General features: G+C 68.4%; 14 protein-coding genes. 10 read left to right on the forward strand and 4 right to left on the reverse strand.

The window, feature by feature from the left end; all coding sequences use genetic code 11:
- Positions 1–41: 41 nt before the first annotated feature.
- Positions 42–1,670, forward strand: a complete 1,629-nt coding sequence (locus LZC94_41575) for a hypothetical protein (GenBank protein WXB14304.1) — start codon at positions 42–44, stop codon at positions 1,668–1,670.
- 37 nt (positions 1,671–1,707) lie between these two features.
- Here LZC94_41575 and LZC94_41580 read toward each other — a convergent pair whose 3' ends face one another.
- Both LZC94_41580 and LZC94_41585 read right to left on the reverse strand, forming a co-directional pair.
- The gene (locus tag LZC94_41580; protein ID WXB14305.1) at positions 1,708–2,742 is read right to left on the reverse strand and encodes an AraC family transcriptional regulator ligand-binding domain-containing protein; all 1,035 of its coding nucleotides are present in this window, start codon (positions 2,740–2,742) and stop codon (positions 1,708–1,710) included.
- A gap of 35 nt (positions 2,743–2,777) precedes the next feature.
- On the reverse strand, positions 2,778–4,895 hold the full coding sequence (locus LZC94_41585) for an acyclic terpene utilization AtuA family protein (protein ID WXB14306.1): 2,118 nt from the start codon (positions 4,893–4,895) through the stop codon (positions 2,778–2,780).
- A gap of 64 nt (positions 4,896–4,959) precedes the next feature.
- Here LZC94_41585 and LZC94_41590 point away from each other — a divergent pair, with 64 nt between their 5' ends.
- From LZC94_41590 to LZC94_41615, 6 genes are all read left to right on the forward strand, one after another.
- Entirely contained in the window at positions 4,960–5,676 is a 717-nt protein-coding gene (locus tag LZC94_41590) for a TetR/AcrR family transcriptional regulator (protein ID WXB14307.1), read from the forward strand.
- Entirely contained in the window at positions 5,673–7,298 is a 1,626-nt protein-coding gene (locus LZC94_41595; GenBank protein ID WXB14308.1) for an acyl-CoA carboxylase subunit beta, read from the forward strand. The genes LZC94_41590 and LZC94_41595 overlap by 4 nt, the downstream gene beginning before the upstream one ends.
- Before the next feature lie 17 nt (positions 7,299–7,315).
- Complete coding sequence (locus LZC94_41600) at positions 7,316–9,346, forward strand: biotin/lipoyl-binding protein (protein WXB14309.1); 2,031 nt, start codon at positions 7,316–7,318, stop codon at positions 9,344–9,346.
- Between the two features lie 51 nt (positions 9,347–9,397).
- Positions 9,398–10,828: a hypothetical protein gene (locus LZC94_41605; GenBank protein ID WXB14310.1), complete on the forward strand. Its 1,431-nt coding sequence runs from the start codon at positions 9,398–9,400 to the stop codon at positions 10,826–10,828.
- 68 nt (positions 10,829–10,896) lie between these two features.
- Positions 10,897–11,511: an RNA polymerase sigma factor gene (locus tag LZC94_41610; GenBank protein WXB14311.1), complete on the forward strand. Its 615-nt coding sequence runs from the start codon at positions 10,897–10,899 to the stop codon at positions 11,509–11,511.
- Positions 11,508–12,569: a hypothetical protein gene (locus tag LZC94_41615; protein ID WXB14312.1), complete on the forward strand. Its 1,062-nt coding sequence runs from the start codon at positions 11,508–11,510 to the stop codon at positions 12,567–12,569. The genes LZC94_41610 and LZC94_41615 overlap by 4 nt, the downstream gene beginning before the upstream one ends.
- Here the strand turns inward: LZC94_41615 and LZC94_41620 are convergent.
- Positions 12,515–14,239 (reverse strand): ATP-binding protein, encoded by a 1,725-nt coding sequence (locus tag LZC94_41620; GenBank protein WXB14313.1) that lies wholly within the window; start codon positions 14,237–14,239, stop codon positions 12,515–12,517. The two genes, LZC94_41615 and LZC94_41620, sit on opposite strands and share 55 nt — an antisense overlap.
- A gap of 334 nt (positions 14,240–14,573) precedes the next feature.
- Between LZC94_41620 and LZC94_41625 the strand changes: the two genes are divergently transcribed.
- From LZC94_41625 to LZC94_41635, 3 genes are read left to right on the forward strand one after another with little or no spacing between them, the layout of a single operon-like run.
- Positions 14,574–15,773, forward strand: a complete 1,200-nt coding sequence (locus LZC94_41625; GenBank protein ID WXB14314.1) for a hypothetical protein — start codon at positions 14,574–14,576, stop codon at positions 15,771–15,773.
- A gap of 17 nt (positions 15,774–15,790) precedes the next feature.
- Positions 15,791–17,155, forward strand: a complete 1,365-nt coding sequence (locus LZC94_41630; protein ID WXB14315.1) for an MHS family MFS transporter — start codon at positions 15,791–15,793, stop codon at positions 17,153–17,155.
- Positions 17,155–17,937: a 3-hydroxybutyrate dehydrogenase gene (locus tag LZC94_41635; GenBank protein WXB20316.1), complete on the forward strand. Its 783-nt coding sequence runs from the start codon at positions 17,155–17,157 to the stop codon at positions 17,935–17,937. The genes LZC94_41630 and LZC94_41635 overlap by 1 nt, the downstream gene beginning before the upstream one ends.
- Before the next feature lie 12 nt (positions 17,938–17,949).
- On the opposite strand, the gene LZC94_41640 is transcribed toward LZC94_41635, so the two are convergent.
- Positions 17,950–20,778 (reverse strand): protein kinase, encoded by a 2,829-nt coding sequence (locus tag LZC94_41640; protein WXB14316.1) that lies wholly within the window; start codon positions 20,776–20,778, stop codon positions 17,950–17,952.
- Positions 20,779–20,984 lie beyond the last annotated feature (206 nt).

Genomic DNA, 20,984 nt, shown 5'->3' on the forward strand with positions numbered 1-20,984 from the left:
GCTCCTAGGGGAGCTACGATCCCGTCACCATGGAGTTCCCGATGGAAAAGACATCCGCCCCGGTGTGGCTTGCGCTCCTTACGTTGACCGTCTATCCCGCTTGCGCCGCGAACGAGACGGCCGCGCCGGCTCCGGCGGCGCCTGCCGCAGCACGCACACCGGCCGCGCCTACCTCCGCCGCGGCGGTGGCGGAGCCGGCTCCGGCGCCGGACAAGGCGGCGCCCACGGCGCTGATCGAGCACATTGGCGCGGGGCGCTCGAAGCTCTATCCGGTGGATCGCAAGGGGTACGAGACGGCGGACTATTCGCGCCTGCCCATTGGCGTCTTCGATTCGGGCATCGGGGGGCTCACCGTCTTCAATGCCATTTTGCAGCTGGACGAGTTCAACAACAAAACGCATCAGCCGGGCGCCGACGGCATTCCTGATTTTCGGGACGAGCGCTTCATCTATTACGGCGATCAAGCCAACATGCCGTACGGGCGTTATGCGTCCGTGGGGAAAGAAAACTTCCTGCGCGAGCTGGTCATCGAGGACGCGGCGTTCCTGCTCGGCAATCGCTATTGGCCGAGCGCGCAAGCCACCGCCCCGCTGAGCGACAAGCCGATGGTGAAGGCGGTGGTGGTCGCGTGCAACACCGCCACGGCGTATGGGATCAACGATCTTCGCGCGGCCTTCGAGGCGTGGAAGATCCCGATGATCCTCGTGGGCGTGGTGGAGGCCGGCTCCGAGGGCGCGGTCTCCTCGATGAAGCAGCGCGGCGATCAGGGCGCGGTGGCCGTGATGGCCACGGTGGGCACGTGCCAGAGCAACGCGTACCCCAAGACGATCGAGCGCTTCTCCAAGACCAACGGCGTGCAGGCGCCCAAGATCGTGCAGCAGGGGAGCGTGGGGCTCGCGGGCGCCATCGAGGGCGATCCGGCGTTCGTGCGCTCCAGCGCGGCCACATCGGCGGCGGCGAGCGCCACCAAGTACCAAGGGCCTGCCGTGGGCAATACGTCGGCGAGCATCGATCCGGAGCTGAAGTCGGCCTACGGCTTCGAGGCTTCGGGGCTCGCGGGCGATCCCAACCAGGTCGGGACATGGCGCCTCAACTCGGTGGAGAACTACGTCCGTTACGATGTCACCACCTTGGTGGAAGCGCACCGCAAGCAGGGTGCCTCCGCGCCCATCAGCACGGTGGTCCTGGGCTGTACGCACTTCCCCTTTCAGCGCGAGCAAATCGCCGCCCAGTTCGAGCGGCTGCGCAACTACCGCGATGCCAGCGGCGCCCAGCCGTATCAGAAGGTGGTGAGCTCGCACATCGAGCTGGTCGATCCGGCGAAGCTCACCGCCAAACAGCTCTATGTGGCGCTGGCGTCGAAGGCGCGCTTCCGTGAGAACGGCAAAGCGCCGGTGCTCGAGCAGAACGCGTTCTTCATCTCGAGGCCCAACGCGAGCCTCCCCGAGGTGAAGCTCACCGCCGATGGCACCCTCGAGGCGAGCTACAAGTACGGCCGCATGGCCGGCACGTACGATACGGAGACGGTGAAGCGCGTGCCGATGCGGTCGGAGGATTTGACCCCCGAGCTCCGCGCCCTCGTCCAAAAGGCGATGCCCGCCGTTTGGGAGAGCTTCCAGACCTTTCAAACGTCGCGCTGGGTGACGGGGGCGAAGACCGCGGCGCGCTGAGGCGCGCGGCGCGCGGCGACGCGTTCATGCTGCGCCGCTACGCGTTCACGCCGCGCCGGCCGGTGCGGGCGGTGCGGAGCTCCGAGGGGCTCACGCCGACCCACCTGCGGAAGGCGCGGCGGAACGCGCGGGCCTCGGTGAAGCCGACGCGCTCGGCGATGATCTCGAACGGCATGTCCGTCTCGGCGACCAGGGGGAGCGCGGTGGCGTGGCGGGCTTCGTCGAGGAGCGTGCGGTACTCGAGGTCGTGCTTCGCGAGGAGGCGCTGCAGGTGCCTCGGGCCGATGCCCAGGCGACGGGCGACGACCGTCAGGTGCGCGCGGCCCTCGTGGACCCCCGCGCGAACGGCGGCGCGGATGGATTCGAGGCTCGATTCGTCGGGCGCGGCGGACGGCGCGTTGGCGAGCAGCAGGGACGCTTGCTCCTCGAGGTAGGTGGCCACATCGGCTTGTGCGCTCAAGAGCGGGAGGGCCGCCACATCGCGATCGAAGGCGATGGCGTTGCACGGGTGGTCGAAGTGCATGGGGCAGCGAAACCACCGCTCGTAGGCGCCGGTGCGCGCGGGGCGCGGGTGCTGGAAGTAGACCTCGCGCGCCGGAAAGTCGTGGCCCGACCAGCGGCGCAGAAAAAGAAGATACGCGAGGAGCGAACAGTCGGCGACCGAGCGCGGGGAGCCCTCTTGCGTCTCGATCTCCACCACGATGTACCGATCGGTAAAATACGCGCGCGAGCGGATATCGGGCTTGAGGATGCGGCTGTAGGTGGTGGCGCGGTGAACGCTCTCGCCGACGGTGGCGCTGGTCATCGAGAGCAAGCCAACGACCCCGAGCGACGCCGGTTGCATGATCGTCTCGGCGTGGTTCACGCCGAAGTCCGGATCGTCGAACAGGATCTCCAGGCTGCGCCAGAGATGCACGTGCGCATCGCGCGGGATGCGCGAATGGTTTCCATCGAGCGCGCTGCGATCGATGGGCACGGTGCGCAGGAGCTCGTCTTCGGCGATGCCGTGCTCACTCGCCCAACGGAGCACGCCGCGCGCCATCGACGCCAGGTTGGTGGGCGCCTTGCTCATGACCCTCATGAGCATACGCCTCGTACTGCGGAGTTCTATGGCGATTGCTTCGATTCGGTGCGGTGCATGGGCACGAGGGACGCGGGGACGTCCACGACGCGCGCGCGCAAGAACTCACCGAGCGACTTGGCCTGGCGATCGAGGCGCGTGGTGGCCGTCGCGCCGCCGCGGAGCAGACCGCGCACGACGAAGTTCAGCGCCCGCAAATGGGGAAGCTCGTAGCGCTCGACGGTAAGATCGCGCGCCTCGGGGAGGAGCTCGCGAAAACGCTCCACCGTGAGCATGGCACGAAGCCACGCAAATGCAGCATCGGAATGAACCCAGATACCAACATTGGCGTCGCTCCCTTTGTCGCCGGAGCGCGCGTCGGCGACCGTTCCAAGCGGAACACGGCACGACGAGGGCGCGGGCGCGGAATTCGCGCTGTTTCGAGCCGGGTGCGCATCCTCCGTCGCGCGTGCACCGTCCGCGGTGTGCGCATCTTCCGCGGTGTGCGCATCTTCCGCGGTGTGCGCATCTTCCGCGGTGCGCGCATCGTCCGTGGTGCCCGCATCGTCCGTGGTGCCCGCATCGTCCGCGGCGCGTGCATCGTCCGCGGTGCGTCCATCGTCCGTGGTGCGCGCATCTTCCGTGGTGCGCGCATCGTCCGTGGTGCCCGCATCGTCCGTGGTGCGCACATCGTCCGTGGTGCCCGCATCGTCCACGGCACGTGCATCGTCCGGCGTTCGCACATCGTCCGCGACGGGCGCCGCGCGTTCGCCCGCCCCGGGCCGATTCATGACGGGCGGCAGCGCGATGGCCTCCACGCTTCCATCGGGGAGGGTCACCTTGTGCTCGAGCCGCGACTGCGGAACCTTGGCGGGCCAGTAGCCGCCCGTCTCCGACGCAGGACCGGGCGCCGCCAACATGAAGAGCCCCGGATAGCTCGAGAGCCCCAGTTCGACCAACGCGCCCGAGAAGGCGCGCCCCACGGCGGCTTCATCGTCCGACGACGCGACCACGCGCAAAAAGGCCGTGGCTTCGTCTTGTGACCTCGCATCGGGCTTCGCCGATCCGATGCGCTGGAACAGGACGGTGGCCGAGGTCTTGGCGAGGACCGCCCGCGCGGCGCGCTCGAAGAGATCGAACTTCGCGTCCACGTCGAGGCCCACCGCGCCCAGGATCATCTCGTTGCGGAAGGTGCCGCGCGTGGTGATGGCGACCTTGGTGGTGTCGGGCGGCGGCGATCCGCGTACGCCGCGCAGCGCGATGCGATCGGGCCCCGCCTCTTCGAGCCGAATCGTGTCGAGGTGCGTGATCACATCGGGGTTCGGATAACGCGGCGACTCCACCTCGTACACGAGCTGCGCGGTCACGGTGCCCACCGTCACCCGACCGCCCGTGCCGGGGTGCTTCGTGATCACGCTGCTCCCGTCGGCGTCGATCTCGGCCAGCGGAAAGCCCGGGTGCAGAGGCCCATCTTCGAGGGCGCGAAAGGACGAATAGTTTCCGCCCGTCGCCTGCGTGCCGCACTCGATCACATGGCCCGCGGCGACGGCGCCCGCCAGCGCGTCCCAGTCGTCCCTTTGCCAGCCGTGCCAGAACGCCGCCGCGCCCACCACCAGCGACGCATCGGTCACGCGCGGACAAAGGACGATGTCGGCGTCCGCCTGGAGCGCGCGCACGATGCCCCACGCGCCGAGGTACGCGTTGGCGGTGCGCACGAACGAGGGATCCTGCGGCAAGGGCTGGCCCGTTTCGAGGTTGGCGAACGCTTCGCCTTCGGCCATCAACGCCGCGAGGCGCCCGCGCAGATCGTCGCCGTGCACGGTGGCGATGCGCGGCGAGACGCCGATGCGTTGCGCGAGCGCGTGCACGGCGTTGGCGAGGCCCGTGGGGTGGAGCCCGCCCGCGTTGACCACGATTTTGACGCCCTTCGCGAGCACCGTCTTCAGCGCGGGCCCCAGGTGCGCAAGGAACGCCGCGGCATAGCCGGCCGATGGATCCTTCGCCTGCTGCTTGCCCAGGATGAGCATCGTGACCTCGGCCAGGTAATCGCCGGTGATGACGTCGACCGGGCCGCCCTCGACCATTTCGCGAAGAGCGCTGGCGCGATCGCCAAGAAAACCCGAGGCGTTCGCGATTCGAATCGGACGCTTGCCCTGCGTGGCCATGTACGTTGCTCCTTTTTATTTCGCATGCTAAACATTTTTTGAATTTGAATTCAAATTCAAAACGATGCCCCCGACCACGCCCCCAAAGCCGGATCCCCTCTCACGGCGCGCCGAGCGCACGCGAAGAAAGCTCGTGGCCGCGGCCCGGAGCGTCTTCGAGGCGCGCGGGGTCCTCGAGGCGCGCATCGTCGACATCGCCAACGAGGCGGGTGTCGCCGTGGGCTCGTTCTATACGTACTTCGACTCGAAGGAGGAGCTCCTGCGCGAGGTGGCCGGCGCGCTCTTCCACGAGCTCATCCCCCCGCTGCCGCCCGACGTGGGCGCCGATCCGCGGGCGCGCATCGAGGCCGGCAACCGCGCGTACGTGCATGCGTACCAGAAGAACGCGCGCATCCTGGCGCTCGTGCAACATCAGACCCTCTCCGACCCCACGTTGCGCGCCATGTACGAGGAGGCGCGCGCCACGTTCATCGCGCGGGTCGAGCGATCCATCCGCAGGCTGCAGCGCGCAGGGCTCACCCCCAACGACGTATCTGCCGCGCTCTCCGCGAACATCCTCGCCGGGATGGTGCACGAGTTCTGTTATTTCGCGTTCGGTCTCGACCAACCGAAGGTGCGCCGCCCGCGGCGGCAGGCTTTTCATGAAGAGGAGGCGATCGTGGCACTGACAACGCTCTGGATCCGAGCGCTCGAGCTCGGGGCAGCACCCAAAGCCCCGCGCCGTGTACCAAGCGCGCGGGGTGCGCGAAACCCGAAAACTACGCCGAGGAGCAGGTCATGACGGTCCTCTGCTCCACCGTGGACACCCGCGGCGCGGCCTTCGCCAAGAACCGCGAGGACATGCTGGGCCTCGTCGCCGAGCTTCGCGCCATCGAGGCCAAGGGCCGCGCGGAAGAGGAGAGCAAGCGCAAGAACTACGTCAAGCGCGGACAGCTCCTGCCGCGCGAGCGCATCATGCGCCTGCTCGATCGGCGCAGCCCTTGGCTCGAGCTCTCCACCCTCGCCGGCTACAAGATGCACGACGACCGCGACGGCGCGCTCGCCGGCGGCAACATGATCATCGGCATCGGCTATGTCTCGGGCGTACGCTGCATCGTGACCGCGAGCAACTCGGCCATCAAGGGCGGCACCATCGCGCCCATGGGCCTCCACAAAGCGCTGCGGGCGCAGGAGATCGCCCTCGAGCAGAAGCTCCCGGCCGTCTCCCTCGTGGAGTCGGGCGGCGCCAACTTGCTCTACCAGTCGGAGATCTTCATCCCCGGCGGGCGCACGTTCGCGAACCAGGCCAGGGCGTCGGCGGCCGGCATCCCGCAGATCACGGTGGTGCATGGATCGTCGACCGCGGGCGGCGCGTACATGCCGGGGCTCTCGGACTACGTCATCATGGTGCGCGGGCGCGCCAAGGTGTTCCTCGCCGGCCCGCCGCTCCTCCTGGCCGCCACCGGCGAGGTCGCGCTCGACGAAGATCTGGGCGGCGCCGAGATGCACACGCGGATCGCGGGCACCGGCGAGTTTCTGGCCGAGGACGACGCCGACGCCCTGCGCATCGCGCGCGACGTGATGCGCGGCATCGGCTGGAACGACGGGCTCCCCCCTCGCCCCCCGCGCGCCGTGAAGGCCCCGCTCTACGACCCCGACGAGCTGTGCGGGGTGGTCCCGGTGGACTACCGAAAGCCGGTCGACTGCCGCGAGATCATCGCGCGCGTGGTCGACGCGAGCGAGTTCGTCGAGTTCAAGGGAGAATACGATCGGCAGACCATCTGCGGGCACGCGACCATCGCCGGCGTGCGCGTGGGGGTGGTCGGCAACAACGGGCCCATCACGGTGCAGGGGTCCACCAAGACGGGCCAGTTCATCCAGCTCTGTTGCCAGAGCAACTTGCCCATCGTGTACTTGATGAACACCACCGGTTACATGGTGGGCTCGGCCTCCGAGCGCGGCGGCATCGTGAAGCACGGCTCCAAGATGATTCAGGCCGTGGCCAACGCGCACGTGCCGCAGATCACCATCGTGGTGGGCGGCAGCTTCGGCGCGGGGAACTATGGCATGTGCGGGCGCGGCTTCGGGCCGGCGTTCATCTTCTCGTGGCCCAACGCGCGCACGGCGGTCATGGGGGGCGAGCAGGCGGCCAAGGTGATGAGCATCGTCACCCGGGAGAAGTGGAAGCGCGCGGGGAAAGTGTTCGACGAGTCGGACGAGGGGATGCTCTCGGCCATCGAGAGCACCATCGTGTCGCAGTTCGAGACGGAGTCGCACGCGTTCGTCACCAGCGCGCGCCTGTTCGACGATGGCATCATCGATCCGCGCGACACGCGCAAAGTGCTCGCCTACGTGCTCTCGATCTGCGACGAGGCGCGGGCGCGAACGCTCCAACCCACGAGCTACGGCGTCGCGCGGCTCTGAAAGCGAGGAGAAGAACCATGACGAAGCGGTTTCGTAGGATCCTCGTCGCCAACCGCGGCGAAATTGCCGTGCGCGTGCTCCGCGGCGCGCGCGCCCTCGGCTACGAGACGGTCGCCGTCTACAGCGACGCCGACCGCCACTCGCTCCACGTGCGCGAGGCGCATCGCGCCGTGCGCATCGGCCCGCCGCCCGCCGCCGAGTCGTACTTGTCCATTCCGCGGCTGCTCGATGCGGCGAAGGGAGCCGAGGCCGACGCCGTGCACCCGGGGTACGGTTTTCTCTCCGAGCGCGCCGAGTTTGCGCGCGCCGTGGTGGACGCGGGCCTGACCTTCATCGGCCCCGACCCGAGCTCCATCGAGGCGATGGGAAACAAGAGCGCGGCCAAGGCGCGCATGATCGAGGCGGGCGTGCCGTGCATCCCCGGCTACCAAGGCGCGGACGCCTCCGACGCGTCGCTGCTCGATGCCGCGACGTCGATCGGATTTCCCATCATGGTCAAGGCGGCCGCCGGCGGCGGAGGTCGCGGCATGCGGCTCGTGCACGATGCGTCGTCGCTCGCCGAGAGCCTGCGGGCGGCGCGCTCGGAGGCGGAGAGCGCCTTCGGCAGCGGTGAGCTCTTGCTCGAGAAGGCCATCGTGGGCGCGCGGCACGTGGAGATTCAGGTCTTCGGCGATCGGCACGGCCATGTGGTGCACCTCGGGGAGCGCGACTGCTCCATCCAGCGGCGGAACCAAAAGGTGGTCGAGGAGGCCCCCAGCCCGGCCGTCGACGAGCCCCTGCGCGCGGCCATGGGCGCGGCGGCCGTTCGCGCGGCCAAGGCGGTGAATTACGTGGGCGCCGGCACGGTGGAGTTTCTGCTCGACCGCGACGGGCGCTTCTACTTCCTGGAGATGAACACGCGGCTGCAGGTGGAGCACCCGGTCACGGAGCTCGTCTACGGCGTCGACTTGGTGGCGTGGCAGCTCTTGATCGCGCGCGGCGAGCCGCTGCCCCTCGATCAAGACGCCATCCTGGCGCGCCGGCGCGGGCACGCCATCGAGGTGCGCCTCTGCACCGAGGATCCCGCCAAGGGCTACCTTCCGCAGACGGGCACCGTGCTCCGCTGGCGCGCCCCCGAGGGCGAAGGCGTCCGCGTGGACACGCACCTGGAGACGGGCGCGGTCATCGGGCCCTTCTACGACTCCATGCAGGCCAAAATCGTTGCCCACGCAACGGATCGCACGGGCGCGCGCGATCGCTTGCTCCGGGCCCTCGCCGACACGACCTTGTTCGGCGTCGCCACCAACCGCGATTTCCTGGCGCGCATCGTGGGCTCGGAGCCGTTCGCCGAAGGTCGCGCGGCCACCGATTTCCTCGGGCAGCACCCCGAGATGACGGCCGCCGCCGTGCCCGCGGTGCATGCGGCGCTCGCGGCGGTGGTGATCGTGGTGGACGATGGCCTTCGCCTCACCGAGGGCCGCGAGCTCGAGGCGGCGTCGCTGCTCGGCTGGCAGAGCACCTTGCCGATGGCCACGGCGCTCACCCTCGGGTGCCAAGGGCAGGACACGGCCCTCACCTTGACCCCGCTCGGACCCGAGAGCTACCGCGTGACCGTGCGCGACGCGGCGCCGGTGGAGGTGCACGCCGTGCGCGCCGATGGAAGCTCGCTGCGCTATGCCGTGGGCGCCGTGCAGAAGGTCGCCCGTTATGCGTGGCATGGAGATGCGCTCTGGCTCGACGCCGAAGGCGTGACCGAGACGTACGCCGACCGCACCTACCGCCCGGCGGAGGCCGCCGCCCCGGGCGCGGATGGGATCGTCCGCGCGCATATGGATGGCAAGATCGTGCGGGTCGGGATCGCGCCAGGGGACGAGGTCGAGAAGGGCCATGTGCTGGTGGTGGTGGAGGCGATGAAGCTCGAGCTGGAGTTCGCCGCGCCCATCGCGGGCACCGTGCACGAGGTGAACGTGCGCGCGGGCGATCAAGTCGCGACAGGCCAGGTGCTCGTCCGGCTCGGTTCGGCGACGGCGACGGCGACGGCGACGGCGACGGCGCAAAAAGAATCGTGACCGATCGCGTACGGAGCGTGAACGAAGTCGGACGAGCGGGCACCTCAAGGCATGTCGTTCGCTCGTGCTCTTCTCCTCGCGCTTCTTCTGATTTCGTTTTCGACTCCCGTCTTTGCAGCGCCGCCGAGCGGCAACGACGCACCGATCGCCCTGCAAGTCCAAGGTGACGAGGCGCCCGAGCGCGTTCGCGCCGCGCTGAGCGAAAAGGTTCGAACGACCTTGGTGGCGCCCGGCGCTGCAAGCGATCCGCATCGCCCGGAGCTGGTGGTGCGGATCAAGGACACCCTCGTCACCATCAATTACCGCGATGGAAAGGGGCGCGACGTGGAGCGCACGGTGCAAGCGGCCAACAAGGCCGCGGTGCTCGATACCGCGTCGCTCTTGGCCGAAAACTTGGTCACCAACCAGACCGACGCGCTGCTCACCTTGACCGCCCCGCCCCCCGCGGCGGCGCAAGATGCGCAAAACGCCGAGGGCGCGCAAAAAGAAGGCGCGAAGCCGGCGATGGATCGGCCTTTCCACCCCTTGGTGGTGTCGCTCGTGTACCCGATCGCCACCAACTTCGGCAGGCCCGACGTGCGCACCCCCTTCGCGATGGATGCACTTTACGGCCGCATCGGCGAGCTCGATGGCCTGCAGATGAGCGGCATCCTGGGGCAGGTCGATGGATCGGTGAACGGCCTCCAAATGGGCGGCATCGCGGCGTACGGCGGCGAAGAGCTCCGCGGCGTGCAGATGGGCGGCATCGGCGCGTACGCCGGCAAGGGCGGCGTGGGCGGCGCGCAGATGGGCGGCATCGGAACTTACAGCGGTGAGGACGTGAGCGGCGCGCAGCTCGCGGGCATTTTCGCGTACACGAAGCGCAAGCTGTACGGCGCGCAGCTCGCGGGCATCACGGCCATCGCACCGGACGGGGTGGAGGGCATGCAAATGGCGCCGGTGAACATCGCGGGCGACGTTCGCGGCACGCAGTTCGGCGTGGTGAACATCGGCGGCCAGGTCAAAGGCCTGCAGTTCGGCGTGGTGAACATCGCCGACGACGTGGACGGCGCGCAGGTCGGCATCTTCAACTATTCGCGCACCGGTCGCATCGGCGCCATCGCCTGGTCGAGCAACCACGGCCTGGCGAACGTGGGCATCAAGTACGCGACCAAGTACACGTACGCGGTGGTGCGCGGCACGTATGCGCACGAGCGGGGCACGGATTTCATGGGGCCCGGCGTCAACCTCGGCCTGCACCTGCCGGTGCTCCAGCCCGTCTACTTCGACATCGACCTCGGCTCGGCCAACATGTACCGCATCTCCGAAAAGAAGACGGAGAACTTCAACGACTACCAGGCCCGCCTGATCGCCGGGATCGAGCTCGCCAACCACCTGGGCCTGTTCGCCGGCGGCGGTCTGGACGTTCAGGTCGACAACAAAGGTGACAATGATGTACGTTTCCGCCCCGTGTTCAGCGGTGGCGCTCAGTTGATGTACTAAATCGACGGACCGCCATGAACGTCCTAGCCGTTGCGGGCACTAGCCCTCGAGGACATTCGAACGTTGGCATGATGCGCGTCGGCACCTATCAATCCGCCCAAGTCGATTTGTCGTTGGCCACCCACCAGGACCGACCTGAAGATCCCGATGCGGCCGATGTAGCCCGGCTCAAGCGAGGCGAGCCTTCGGCCCTCGCCGACGTCTACATGCGCTACCACGCGCGGCTGCGCGCCTTCGCCTACCGCTTCTTGGGCGATGATTCGGTGGCGGAAGATCTGGTTCACGATGTGTTCGTCGCCCTGCCCGCCTCCATCGCCCGCTTCCGCGGCGAAGGATCGCTCGAGGGGCTCCTCTTTTCGATCGCCGTCAATTGCTCCCGACACCATGTGCGCTCCGCCATCCGGCGCCGGAGCGCCATGTCGAAGCTCGCGGTCATCCCGCAGAAAGACTCGGACGATCCGGAGCGCGACACATCCCGTCGCGAGCTCGCCAGCATTCTCCAGCATGCGCTCGACCAACTCAGCCACGATCATCGGGCCACCTTCGTCCTCAGCGAAGTCGAAGGCCGCCCCGCCGCCGAAGTCGCGACCATCCTCGGCACCGCCGAGGCCACGGTGCGCACGCGCGTCTTCTACGCCAAACGAAAGCTTCGCGAGCTCTTGAGCGCAGGGGGCCACACATGATTCACGAAGAAGAAGAGGCAGACGATCTGCTCCTGCGAGCGACCCGCGCCATGCGCGAAGAGCTGCCCGCGCCGCCCGCGGATCCGATGGTGACCCTCCGGCGCATCCAGTGGAGCGTCGCCAAGGAGAAACGGAGGTCGTTTCGAACGCGCGCCTTTCTCCTCCCCATCGCCGCCACCCTCGCCACCTCCACGGCCTTCGCGGCCGCGTCGGGGAAACTGACGCCCATCTTCCACGCCGTCGTCGAAGTGCTGCACCCCGCGCCCGCCGCACCGGCGCCCGAGCACGCGCCGCATGGAAATCCGCGCCCGGCCAAGGTCGCAGCGCCTGCCGCGGAGCGAGCGCCCGCGCCGGAGGACGCGCCTGGGCTCCCCGTGGCGACCGAGGCGCCTGCGCCCGCCGATGCGCCGAAGCTTCAACCCCAAACGGCGCCGGCGGTCAATCCTCCGCCCGTGCCCGCGCACATGACCGACAAGGTCGATCCGGCTCCGCAGGCTCGCCTGGCAACGGCTCCATCGCGGCCCACCGCGGGGCACCGCGCGTCGGCGTCGACCGCCTCGTCCGGCGGCGCCATCGCCGCATCGCAGTCGGCCGCATCGCAGTCGGCGGCCGCCGCGGCGCTCCCGATGCCGCCCGCCGTCAGCACGCTCCCCGAGCCGGCAGCCCCACGAGCCAACCCCGCGGCGAAGGTGAACCCGATGGCGGAGCCCGCGTCCGCCCCGAACGCGAACGCCGCCGTTCCGGCGGGCAACGCAGCGCCCGATCTGCCCCCCGATCCCGCTGATGCGCTGTACCGACGCGCCCATGCGCTGCACTTCGGCCCCGCGAGCCCCGCATCGCTGGCCGCAACCTTGAGCTCGTGGGACGCGTACTTGAACGCCTCCCCCAATGGCCGCTTCGCCCCCGAGGCCCGCTTCAATCGCGCCATCGTTCTCATCAAGCTGGGCCGGCGCGCCGAGGCCGCGACCGCGCTCGCGCCGTTCGCCGACGGAACGTACGGTTCCTACCGACGCGACGAGGCGCGCGCGCTGCTCGAGGCCATCCACGCGCGCCGCTGAACCGAGGGAGGCGGCTCCACCCGGGTGAGACGGTAAACGATTTCCAACAGTCTCTCGGGCAGGACCGGCTTGGACAGCACGGCGTCGAAGCCCGCGGCGGCGATGCGCTCGCGATCGAGCGGGCTCGCCATGGCGGTCACCGCGCACATGGCAGGCGACCTTCCATTCGACCCATCGACGCTCTTCAGCCTTCGCACCAACTCGAAACCATCCGCTTGCGGCATGGCGATGTCACTCAAGATGGCATCGAGGCGATGGCGATGGGCTAGATCGATCGCCTCCGCCACCGACGACGCCAGCACCACATTCGCGCCGTGGTCGCTTAAGATCTGGGCGATCAGCTCCCGAATGTCCGGCTCGTCGTCGACCACCAGCACGTGCATATCGTCGAGCCGCTGGCCGAGCACCTGCGGCCCCTTGGACGCACGGGCCACCCGGCGCATCGACGAGACCGGGCCGATGGGAAGTCGCACGCAAAGCTTGGCCCCACGACCCATGCCATCGCTCTCGGCGCGCACGCTACCGCCGTGGAGCGCCACCAGCTGATCGACGATGGCGAGCCCCAGGCCCAGGCCGCGATGCACGCGGGTGGCCGAGGTATCCGCTTGCTGAAACCGCTCGAACAGGCGCGGTAGGAACTCGGGCTTGATGCCCTGCCCCGTGTCCGTGACCTCGATGGACAGCTCGGTGTCGCCGCTTCGAAAGGCACGAACGTGCACATGCCCGCCGGCCGGCGTGAATTTCAGTGCATTCTGCACCAAGTTCCAAATGACCTGTTGGAGCCGGTTGGCGTCCGCCAAAATGAAGGGCAGCTCCGGCTCGATCTCGACCCACAAGTCGACCTTCTTCTCGCGGTACGAGGGTCGCAAGGAGTCGGCGGCCGCGTGCACGACGTCGGCCACCGGCACCGAGCTCACGTCCAGTACGAGCTTGCCGGCGATGATGCGCGACACGTCGAGGATGTCGTCGATGAGCCGCGCCTGCAGCTGCGCGTTGCGCTCGATGGTCGCCAGCGCGCGCTCGCGCATCTCGGGCGAAACGGGGCCGGCTCGAAGCAGCTTGGCCCAGCCCAAGATCGCCGTGAGCGGCGTGCGCAGCTCGTGCGAGACCACCGCCAAGAATTGGTCCTTCGCCGCATTGGCCGACTCCGCCTCGCGGCGCGCGCATTGCTCGGCCGCGAGCAAACAATCGCGCTCCGCCTCGGCCCGCTTGCGTTCGCTGATATCGAGCACCCAGCAAACGCCACCTTCCTTGCTTCCCTCCCAAAAGGCCGAGCCAATTTGAATGGGCACGATGCGGCCGTCTTTGGCCCGGTAAGCCTTTTCATACGGTCTGCAATAACCGCGTTCGTTCATCTCGATGAATGCCTGAACATCGGTCCCCGCGAATTCGTGCGGCGTGAGCTTGCGCCAGTCGAGCCCGTCTCTTTCGAACTCCTCGCGTGTATATCCAAGCATGTCGAGATAAGCATCATTCGAATACGTGATGGCGCCGTCGCTTCTCCAATAGAGAACTCCAATGATTCCCGTTTCTTGAAAGCGGCGGGAGGCGTGCTGCATGGCCTCGGCCTCGGCGCGCGCGAGCGCAAGACGCTCCTCGGCGCGCCGCAGCCGATTTTCCAGCCCGTTGATTCGAGCGCACCGCTTGAGCCTCGCACGCGACGGCAGCACGCTTTCCTTTCGTGGTCGCCCACTCACACCCACCCTGGCACCACCTTCATTTCAGATAGCAGAGAAGATCCGCGTCGCAATGACGTCGCCTCGAAGGAAAGATGCACGATCGAAGCACCACGGGAGCCCGTGTCGCAATGAGTCCTCTACTTTGACGCAAAGGGTCCTCGACCGCACCCGCGCTTCTGCCTAACCCATTATCTTTAGCATGAACGAGCGACGGCGCCTGCGCTTCCCACCGCTCGCTGCATTCCTTGCGATTGCGGCAGCAACGAGTTGCCATTCGAGTGCGACCTCCCACGTCGATGAATTCGACGAGGAACGCACCACCGCCATGTCGGCGGAAGTCGGTGGTCTGCCGGTGTTGAACATGGAACCTACGGGCGGATCCGTCTCCGGGCTTTCGTCCGGCGCCTTCATGGCGGTTCAATTCCACGTGGCCTACTCGTCCATCCTCCGAGGCGCCGCGGCGTTCGCCGGAGGACCTTACGACTGCGCCGAGGGATCGCTCTCCACCGCGCTCGGCGCGTGCATGAGCGGCTCGCCCTCCCCGCCCGATCCGGCGCGCGCCATCGCCGCGACCGAGCGCTTCGCCCGCGCGGGCGCCATCGACGATCCCGCGCATTTGGCGGCGCAGCGCGTGTTTTTGTTCGGCGGCGCGAACGACACCACCGTCGTTCCATCGGTGATGGATGCTCTCGAAAGCTATTATCGTCATTGGATCACCAGCGGCGGCGTGCGCTACGAGAATCGCCGCCCGGGCACCGCGCATACGATGCCCACCACCGACTACGGCGGCAACTGTAGCACTACCGCCGATCCGTGGATTGGCAAATGCAATTACGACGGCGCCGGTACGGCCCTGACACAGATTTACGGCACGCTCGCGCCGCGCGCGGCCACCGTGAGCGGCCGGTTCGTCTCCATCGCGCAGGGTACTTTTTTGCCCAATCCAACTTCGCACAGTATCGCGAATACGGGCTACGCGTACATTCCAAAGTCGTGCGACGACGGCACACGGTGCCGCGTCCACGTCGCCTTTCACGGATGTAAGCAATACGCGACGGGGACGGTCGGAGACCAATTCTACAAGCATGCAGGATACAACGAATGGGCCGACACGAACCGAATCGTCGTGCTCTATCCGCAGACGATCCCGACCAGCGGCACCAACCCCAACGGGTGCTGGGACTGGTGGGGCTACGATAGCCCCGACTACGCCAAGCGCGCGGGCCCGCAAATGGCCATGGTCCGCCGCATGATCGACGCGCTCTCGGGCGGCGCGGGCGACGCGGGTGCCGGAGACGCCGCCGCGGGCGATTCGGGCCGCGACGCCGGCTCGCCCGATTCGGGCTCCGGGGCCTGCTCGGTCGCGAACAACTACGAGCACGTGATCGCCGGGCGCGCGTACGTCGCGTGGGGTTTTGCGTTCGCGAAGGGGTCGAATCAGAATATGGGGCTCTTCTCCGTCGGAGTGGTCACGTCGCTCCGGCAGGTGAGCCCCGGCTATTACGTCATTGGGACTTGTCCGTAAGCGAGGGGAAATCGCCCATGTCCAACTCCAGAGACTCGCGCGAGCCCGTGGCCGCCCGAGAGGCCATCTCGAAGGTGGCCATCGCCAGCTTCGTGGGGACCGCCATCGAGTGGTACGACTTCTTTCTCTACGGCACCGCCGCGGCGCTCGTGTTCAACAAGCTGTTCTTCCCCAAATACGATCCGTTGATGGGGACCCTCTTGGCCTTCGCCACCTTCGCCGTGGGCTTCGTGGCGCGGCCCGTGGGCGGCATCGTCTTCGGGCACTACGGCGATCGCATCGGGCGCAAGGCGATGCTCAGCATGACCCTCCTCATCATGGGGGTCGCCACCTTCGCCGTGGGCCTCTTGCCGACGTACGACCGCATCGGCGTCGCCGCGCCCATCATCCTGGTGGGCCTGCGGCTCCTGCAGGGCTTCGGGCTCGGCGGCGAGTGGGGCGGCGCGGTCCTCATGGCCGTGGAACACGCGCCCAAGAACAAGCGCGGGTTCTACGGCAGCTGGCCGCAGACGGGGGCGCCGGCGGGTTTGCTCTTGTCGACGGGCGCATTTTCCCTGGTCTCGAAGATGCCAGAGGCGGATTTCCTCGCCTGGGGATGGCGCGTTCCGTTCCTGTTCAGCATCCTTTTGGTCGGCGTGGGGGCGTTCATTCGCTTTCAGATCGTGGAGAGCCCGGCCTTCGCGCGCATCAAAGAGGAGAAGCTCGAGGCGAAGCTGCCCATCTTGGAGGTGCTCTCCAAGTACAAACGCAGCGTGCTGCTCGCCATGGGCGCGCGCCTCGCCGAAAATGCGTTCTTTTATATCTATACGACCTTCGTGCTGGCCTATGCCACCGAGCACGTGAAGCTCGATCGGCAGACGGTGCTCACGGGGGTGCTGCTCGCGTCGGCGCTGGATCTGGCGGCGATTCCGCTCTTTGGGATGCTCTCGGACCGGTTCGGTCGAAGGCCCGTTTACATGTTCGGCGCCGCGTTCTCGTTCCTCTTCGCCTGTCCGTTCTTCTTCTTGGTCGACACCGCGCGGCCCGAGCTCCTCTGGTGCGCCATCGTGCTCGGCGTCTCCGTGGGGCACGCCGCCATGTACGGGCCGCAGGCGAGCTTCTTCTCCGAGCTGTTCGGCGCGCGGGTGCGCTACAGCGGAGCGTCGCTCGGCTACCAGCTGGCGTCGGTGCTGGCCGGCGGGCTCTCGCCGATGATCGCGGCGAGCTTGCTGCGCGCGGCGGGCGGCGCATGGTGGGGTGTCGCCGTGTACATGATGATCCTGGCCGCCATCACCGTGGTCGCCGTCTATCTGGCGTCGGAGACGGCCACCCTCGATCCGCCCCCGGATGCGCCTTCGGACGCGCCTCGCATCGTTCCCCAAGCCTCCGTGGAGCAGCCGTGATGCCCGCCGCCCAGCGCCTATCTTCGTTGCATCGCCGGCGCGTCCTCGTCACGGGGGCGGCGTCGGGCATCGGTCTCGCCGTGGCCCGCGAGCTCGCGGCCCGCGGGGCCGTGCTGCTCCTCTGCGATCTGCCGGGCGAGGCGCTGACCCGCGCCGCGGCCGAGATCCCGAACGCCTGCGCGCTCCCGGCCGACTTGAGCCGCCGCGAGCAGGTCTTCGAGCTGGCGCGGGAGGCGGGCGAGGTCGACGTGCTGGTGAACAGCGCCGGCATCCAGCGCGTCGCCCCCGTCGAGCGGTTCGATCCGGCCGCGTGGGATTTGATCCAGGCGGTGATGCTGACCGCGCCCTTCCTCCTGATCCGCGCGCTGGTATCGGGCATGTACGAGCGCTCCTGGGGGCGCATCATCAACGTGAGCTCCGTGCACGGCCTCATCGCATCGCCGTACAAATCGGCGTACGTGGCGGCGAAGCACGGGCTCATGGGGCTCACCAAGACGGTGGCGCTCGAAGCGGGAGGGCGGGCCACCAATGTGACCGTCAACGCCGTGTGTCCGTCGTACGTTCGAACGCCGCTGGTCGATCGGCAGATCGCCGATCAGGCGCGGCTGGCGAACATCACGGAGGAGGCGGTGCTCGAGCAGGTGCTGCTCGTGCGCAACGCCGTCAAGCGCCTCATCGAGCCGGAGGACGTGGCGGCTGCCGTCGCGTTCCTTTGCAGCGAGGAGGCGTGGTCGATCACCGGCGCGGCCTTCACCATGGACGGCGGCTGGCTCGCCCACTGACGTCTCGGTCGCTCAGCGCGCGCAGCCGAGCGCCCTTTGGCGGCGCTTGGCTTCCTCGGCGGTGGACGAGCGCGGCTTGGCATCGCCCCATCGCTTCACCACATCGGCATAAGCCGCACACGCGCCGGCCCTGTCCCCCAGGCCTTCGCGCGCGCGGCCGAGCCAGAGATGGCCGCGGGTGCTGGCGAACGGCTCCTCGAGATCGTCGCAGCTCTTGGTCGCCGGCTCCAGGAGCTGGATGGCCTGCGCATACTCCCCCGCCATGAGCGCGGCGTGCCCCTCCAAGATGTCCGAGAGGCTGCGCAGCGACATGGGCTGCTCGAGCGAGCCGGCGGCGGGGCCTGGCGGCGGGCGCGTCTTCCACGCGTCGACGGCCACCGCACGGGACCACTCCACGGAACCCCAGCGCAGGCCCCACGTTCGGCTCAAGAAGGGGGCCGCGCGCTTTTCCCAGGCCGAGGTGAGCTCGCTCCAGCGCTCGCGCGAAATGGTGCCGCCCTCCACCAAGGTCGCGAGCACGATGGGCTCCAGGGCGGTCGAGCTCCAGAAGCCTTCGGTCCACGCGTCGCGCCGGCGGAAGAACTGCTCGGCGATGGGGACCGCGCGGGCGCGCCTCCCCGTCTCGTTCAGAATGTCGATCAAGGCCATCGACGCGCGCACGTGATCGTACGCGCTGACCGAGTCCTGCCAGAGCGCGCCCAGTTGGTCGTTGAACTTCTCGGCCTCCACGAAGTTGCCGTTCAAGGCCTCCAAGCGCGAACGGTGGTAGAGATAATTGGCCTCGCGCGTCTCGGAGGGCGAGTGGTTTCGGAACTGCTCCAGCGCGACCTGCACGGTCTCGGAGGGCGCCCCCTCGGAGGCGAGCGCGTTGGCCAAGTGCCGGTACGCGCTGTAGCTGCTCGGCACGTTGACCAGCCATCGGCGCGCGGCCGCGCTGGCCTCCGCACACTGGCCGCGCAAGCGCAAGATGCGGATGCGATCCTCCAAGCAATCGCCGGAGCCGGGCGCCACCTCGAGGCACTTGTCGAGGGCGGCCATGCCCTCGTCGAGCCGCCCGAGCCGCGCCAGCGCGACGGCCATCTGCTGCCATCCATCGGCGTCCCTGGGATCGATCTCCGTCGCGCGCCGGCCGAGCTCGTAGCACTGCTCGACGGCGTGCGCGTCGTGCGCCGCGAAGGAGGCGAACACGGAGGCGACCGTGAGCATCTGCGCGTCGAGCGGGTAGCGCGCGGTGGCGGCCACCAAGCGGCGCGCGGCCTCCTCGCGATCGGCCGGCTCGGCGGCGACCAGCGGCGCGAAGGCGTCGAGCAGGACGCGATCGCGTTCGCCGAGGGCGTCGCGCATCGAGTTCACCCTTCGGAACTGCTCGCGCTCCTTGGTGATGCTGTAGCGGAAATAACCCGCGATGAGCCGCTGCAGCTGCGGCTCGGGGCACGCGGGATCGGCCGACGCCGCCCGCTCGAACGCCGGCAGCGCGAGCTCCCACGTCGCCTCGCGCATGGCGGTGAGGCCCTCGCGAAACGGCGCGTCGGCGGCGCGGCTGCACGTGGGCGAGAGGCGCAGCGCCACCACCGGCGTGATGGGCGACTCCGGGGGCGTGGGGTGGGGCGGAGGCTGCGCGCTCGTACTCTCCGCCCCTGAGCCGTGGTTCGAGGTGGAGCGAACGACGAAGAACCCCGTTACGGCCGCCGCCACCACCACAAGCCCGAGGGCGATGGCGCGCGACGCGCGAGAGAAGCCACGCGGTTTGCTCTTGGGCCCCGTCGGCACCTCCCGCTGAACGAGGAGGGGGTCGACGACCTGAGCCTCGCCCGTGGCCGCCGCCAACAGGTTGCTCACGTCGCCGGCGAAGGGCGGCCCGATGCCCTGCGGCGTGCGCGCGCCGCACGCGGCCACCAGCTCGTGCATCGACGGGAACCGATCCTGCGCCTTCTTTTCGAGCGCGCGCTGGATGACGCGCCAGACATAGACCGGCACGTTGGCCAGCGGCACGGGCTCGTCGGAGAGCACCGACGTCATGACGTAAAAGGGACCGCGGTCCGAGGGCCACGGCAGCTGCCCGCCGAACAGCTCGTAGGCCATCACGCCCCACGCAAATTGATCCGCGCGGCCGTCGCACGCGTCGCCCCGAATTTGCTCGGGCGCCATGTACCCGGGGGTGCCGAGCACGCGCGGCACATCGCTCGTCCCGCGCTCGCCCGACTCGTTCAAGAGCGACTGCGTGCGCAGCTCCTGGGCGCTATCGGGGGTCGGGTGGTAATAGCGCGCGATGCCGAAGTCGAGCACCTTGACCATGCCGTCGTCGCGGATCATCACGTTGTCCGGCTTGACGTCGCGGTGCACCAGCCCGCGATCGTGCGCCGCCGCCAGCGCGCGGGCCACGTCGATCACCCACTCCAGCCGCGTCTCGTAGGAAGGGACCGGCGCGCCCACGAAGGCGCGCAGCGATTTGCCTTTGACGTACTCCATCGCGATGAACGGCACGCCATCGCGCTCGCCGACGTCGTGAATGGCCACCACGTTGGAGTGGTTGAGCGCCGCCGCCGCACGCGCCTCGCGCAAGATGCGAGCAGAGGGCTCGGAGAGCGTCGTTCCACCCTGTCCGGTCCCCGCGCTGCCATCGCGACGGAGCACCTTGAGCGCCACGCGCCGCTGCAGGCGCGTATCGAAGGCGCGAAAGAGCTCACCCATGCCGCCCGAGCCGACCCGCTCCTCCAGGTGATACCGATCGGCGAACGTCTCACCCGGGCGCAAGGTCGGCGCGGTCGGCTCCCCGGATTCGCCTTCCGTCTCACCTGAGACGGTCGTCTGCCGCCGATCGTTGGGCGCGTCGTTCTGCATCCGGGGACCCTGAATGATACACCATCGTTTGAGCTATCCCGCTTTTGGCAGGCAATACCCTCGACCTAGAGGGGTGTCGGCCTCACGTTTGCCTCGTACCTTTTCGCACAGCAAGAAGACCGTGTACCGCGAGTATCTGCCCACCCCTACACTTGAGCCTTATGTAGACCGATTCTGGACGAAAATCGCGCGCGCAGCTGAAATAC

The organism is Sorangiineae bacterium MSr11954 (assembly GCA_037157815.1).
Taxonomy (GTDB): domain Bacteria; phylum Myxococcota_A; class Polyangia; order Polyangiales; family Polyangiaceae; genus Pendulispora; species Pendulispora albinea.

Bases quoted from the DNA above. Each gene is read 5' to 3' on its own strand.
- LZC94_41640 (WXB14316.1), bottom strand. From the start codon at position 20,778: ATGCAGAACGACGCGCCCAACGATCGGCGGCAGACGACCGTCTCAGGT.
- LZC94_41605 (WXB14310.1), top strand. From the start codon at position 9,398: ATGTCGTTCGCTCGTGCTCTTCTCCTCGCGCTTCTTCTGATTTCGTTT.
- LZC94_41575 (WXB14304.1), top strand. From the start codon at position 42: ATGGAAAAGACATCCGCCCCGGTGTGGCTTGCGCTCCTTACGTTGACC.
- LZC94_41630 (WXB14315.1), top strand. From the start codon at position 15,791: ATGTCCAACTCCAGAGACTCGCGCGAGCCCGTGGCCGCCCGAGAGGCC.
- LZC94_41600 (WXB14309.1), top strand. From the start codon at position 7,316: ATGACGAAGCGGTTTCGTAGGATCCTCGTCGCCAACCGCGGCGAAATT.
- LZC94_41590 (WXB14307.1), top strand. From the start codon at position 4,960: ATGCCCCCGACCACGCCCCCAAAGCCGGATCCCCTCTCACGGCGCGCC.
- LZC94_41635 (WXB20316.1), top strand. From the start codon at position 17,155: ATGCCCGCCGCCCAGCGCCTATCTTCGTTGCATCGCCGGCGCGTCCTC.
- LZC94_41615 (WXB14312.1), top strand. From the start codon at position 11,508: ATGATTCACGAAGAAGAAGAGGCAGACGATCTGCTCCTGCGAGCGACC.
- LZC94_41595 (WXB14308.1), top strand. From the start codon at position 5,673: ATGACGGTCCTCTGCTCCACCGTGGACACCCGCGGCGCGGCCTTCGCC.
- LZC94_41625 (WXB14314.1), top strand. From the start codon at position 14,574: ATGTCGGCGGAAGTCGGTGGTCTGCCGGTGTTGAACATGGAACCTACG.
- LZC94_41585 (WXB14306.1), bottom strand. From the start codon at position 4,895: ATGGCCACGCAGGGCAAGCGTCCGATTCGAATCGCGAACGCCTCGGGT.
- LZC94_41610 (WXB14311.1), top strand. From the start codon at position 10,897: ATGATGCGCGTCGGCACCTATCAATCCGCCCAAGTCGATTTGTCGTTG.
- LZC94_41580 (WXB14305.1), bottom strand. From the start codon at position 2,742: ATGAGCAAGGCGCCCACCAACCTGGCGTCGATGGCGCGCGGCGTGCTC.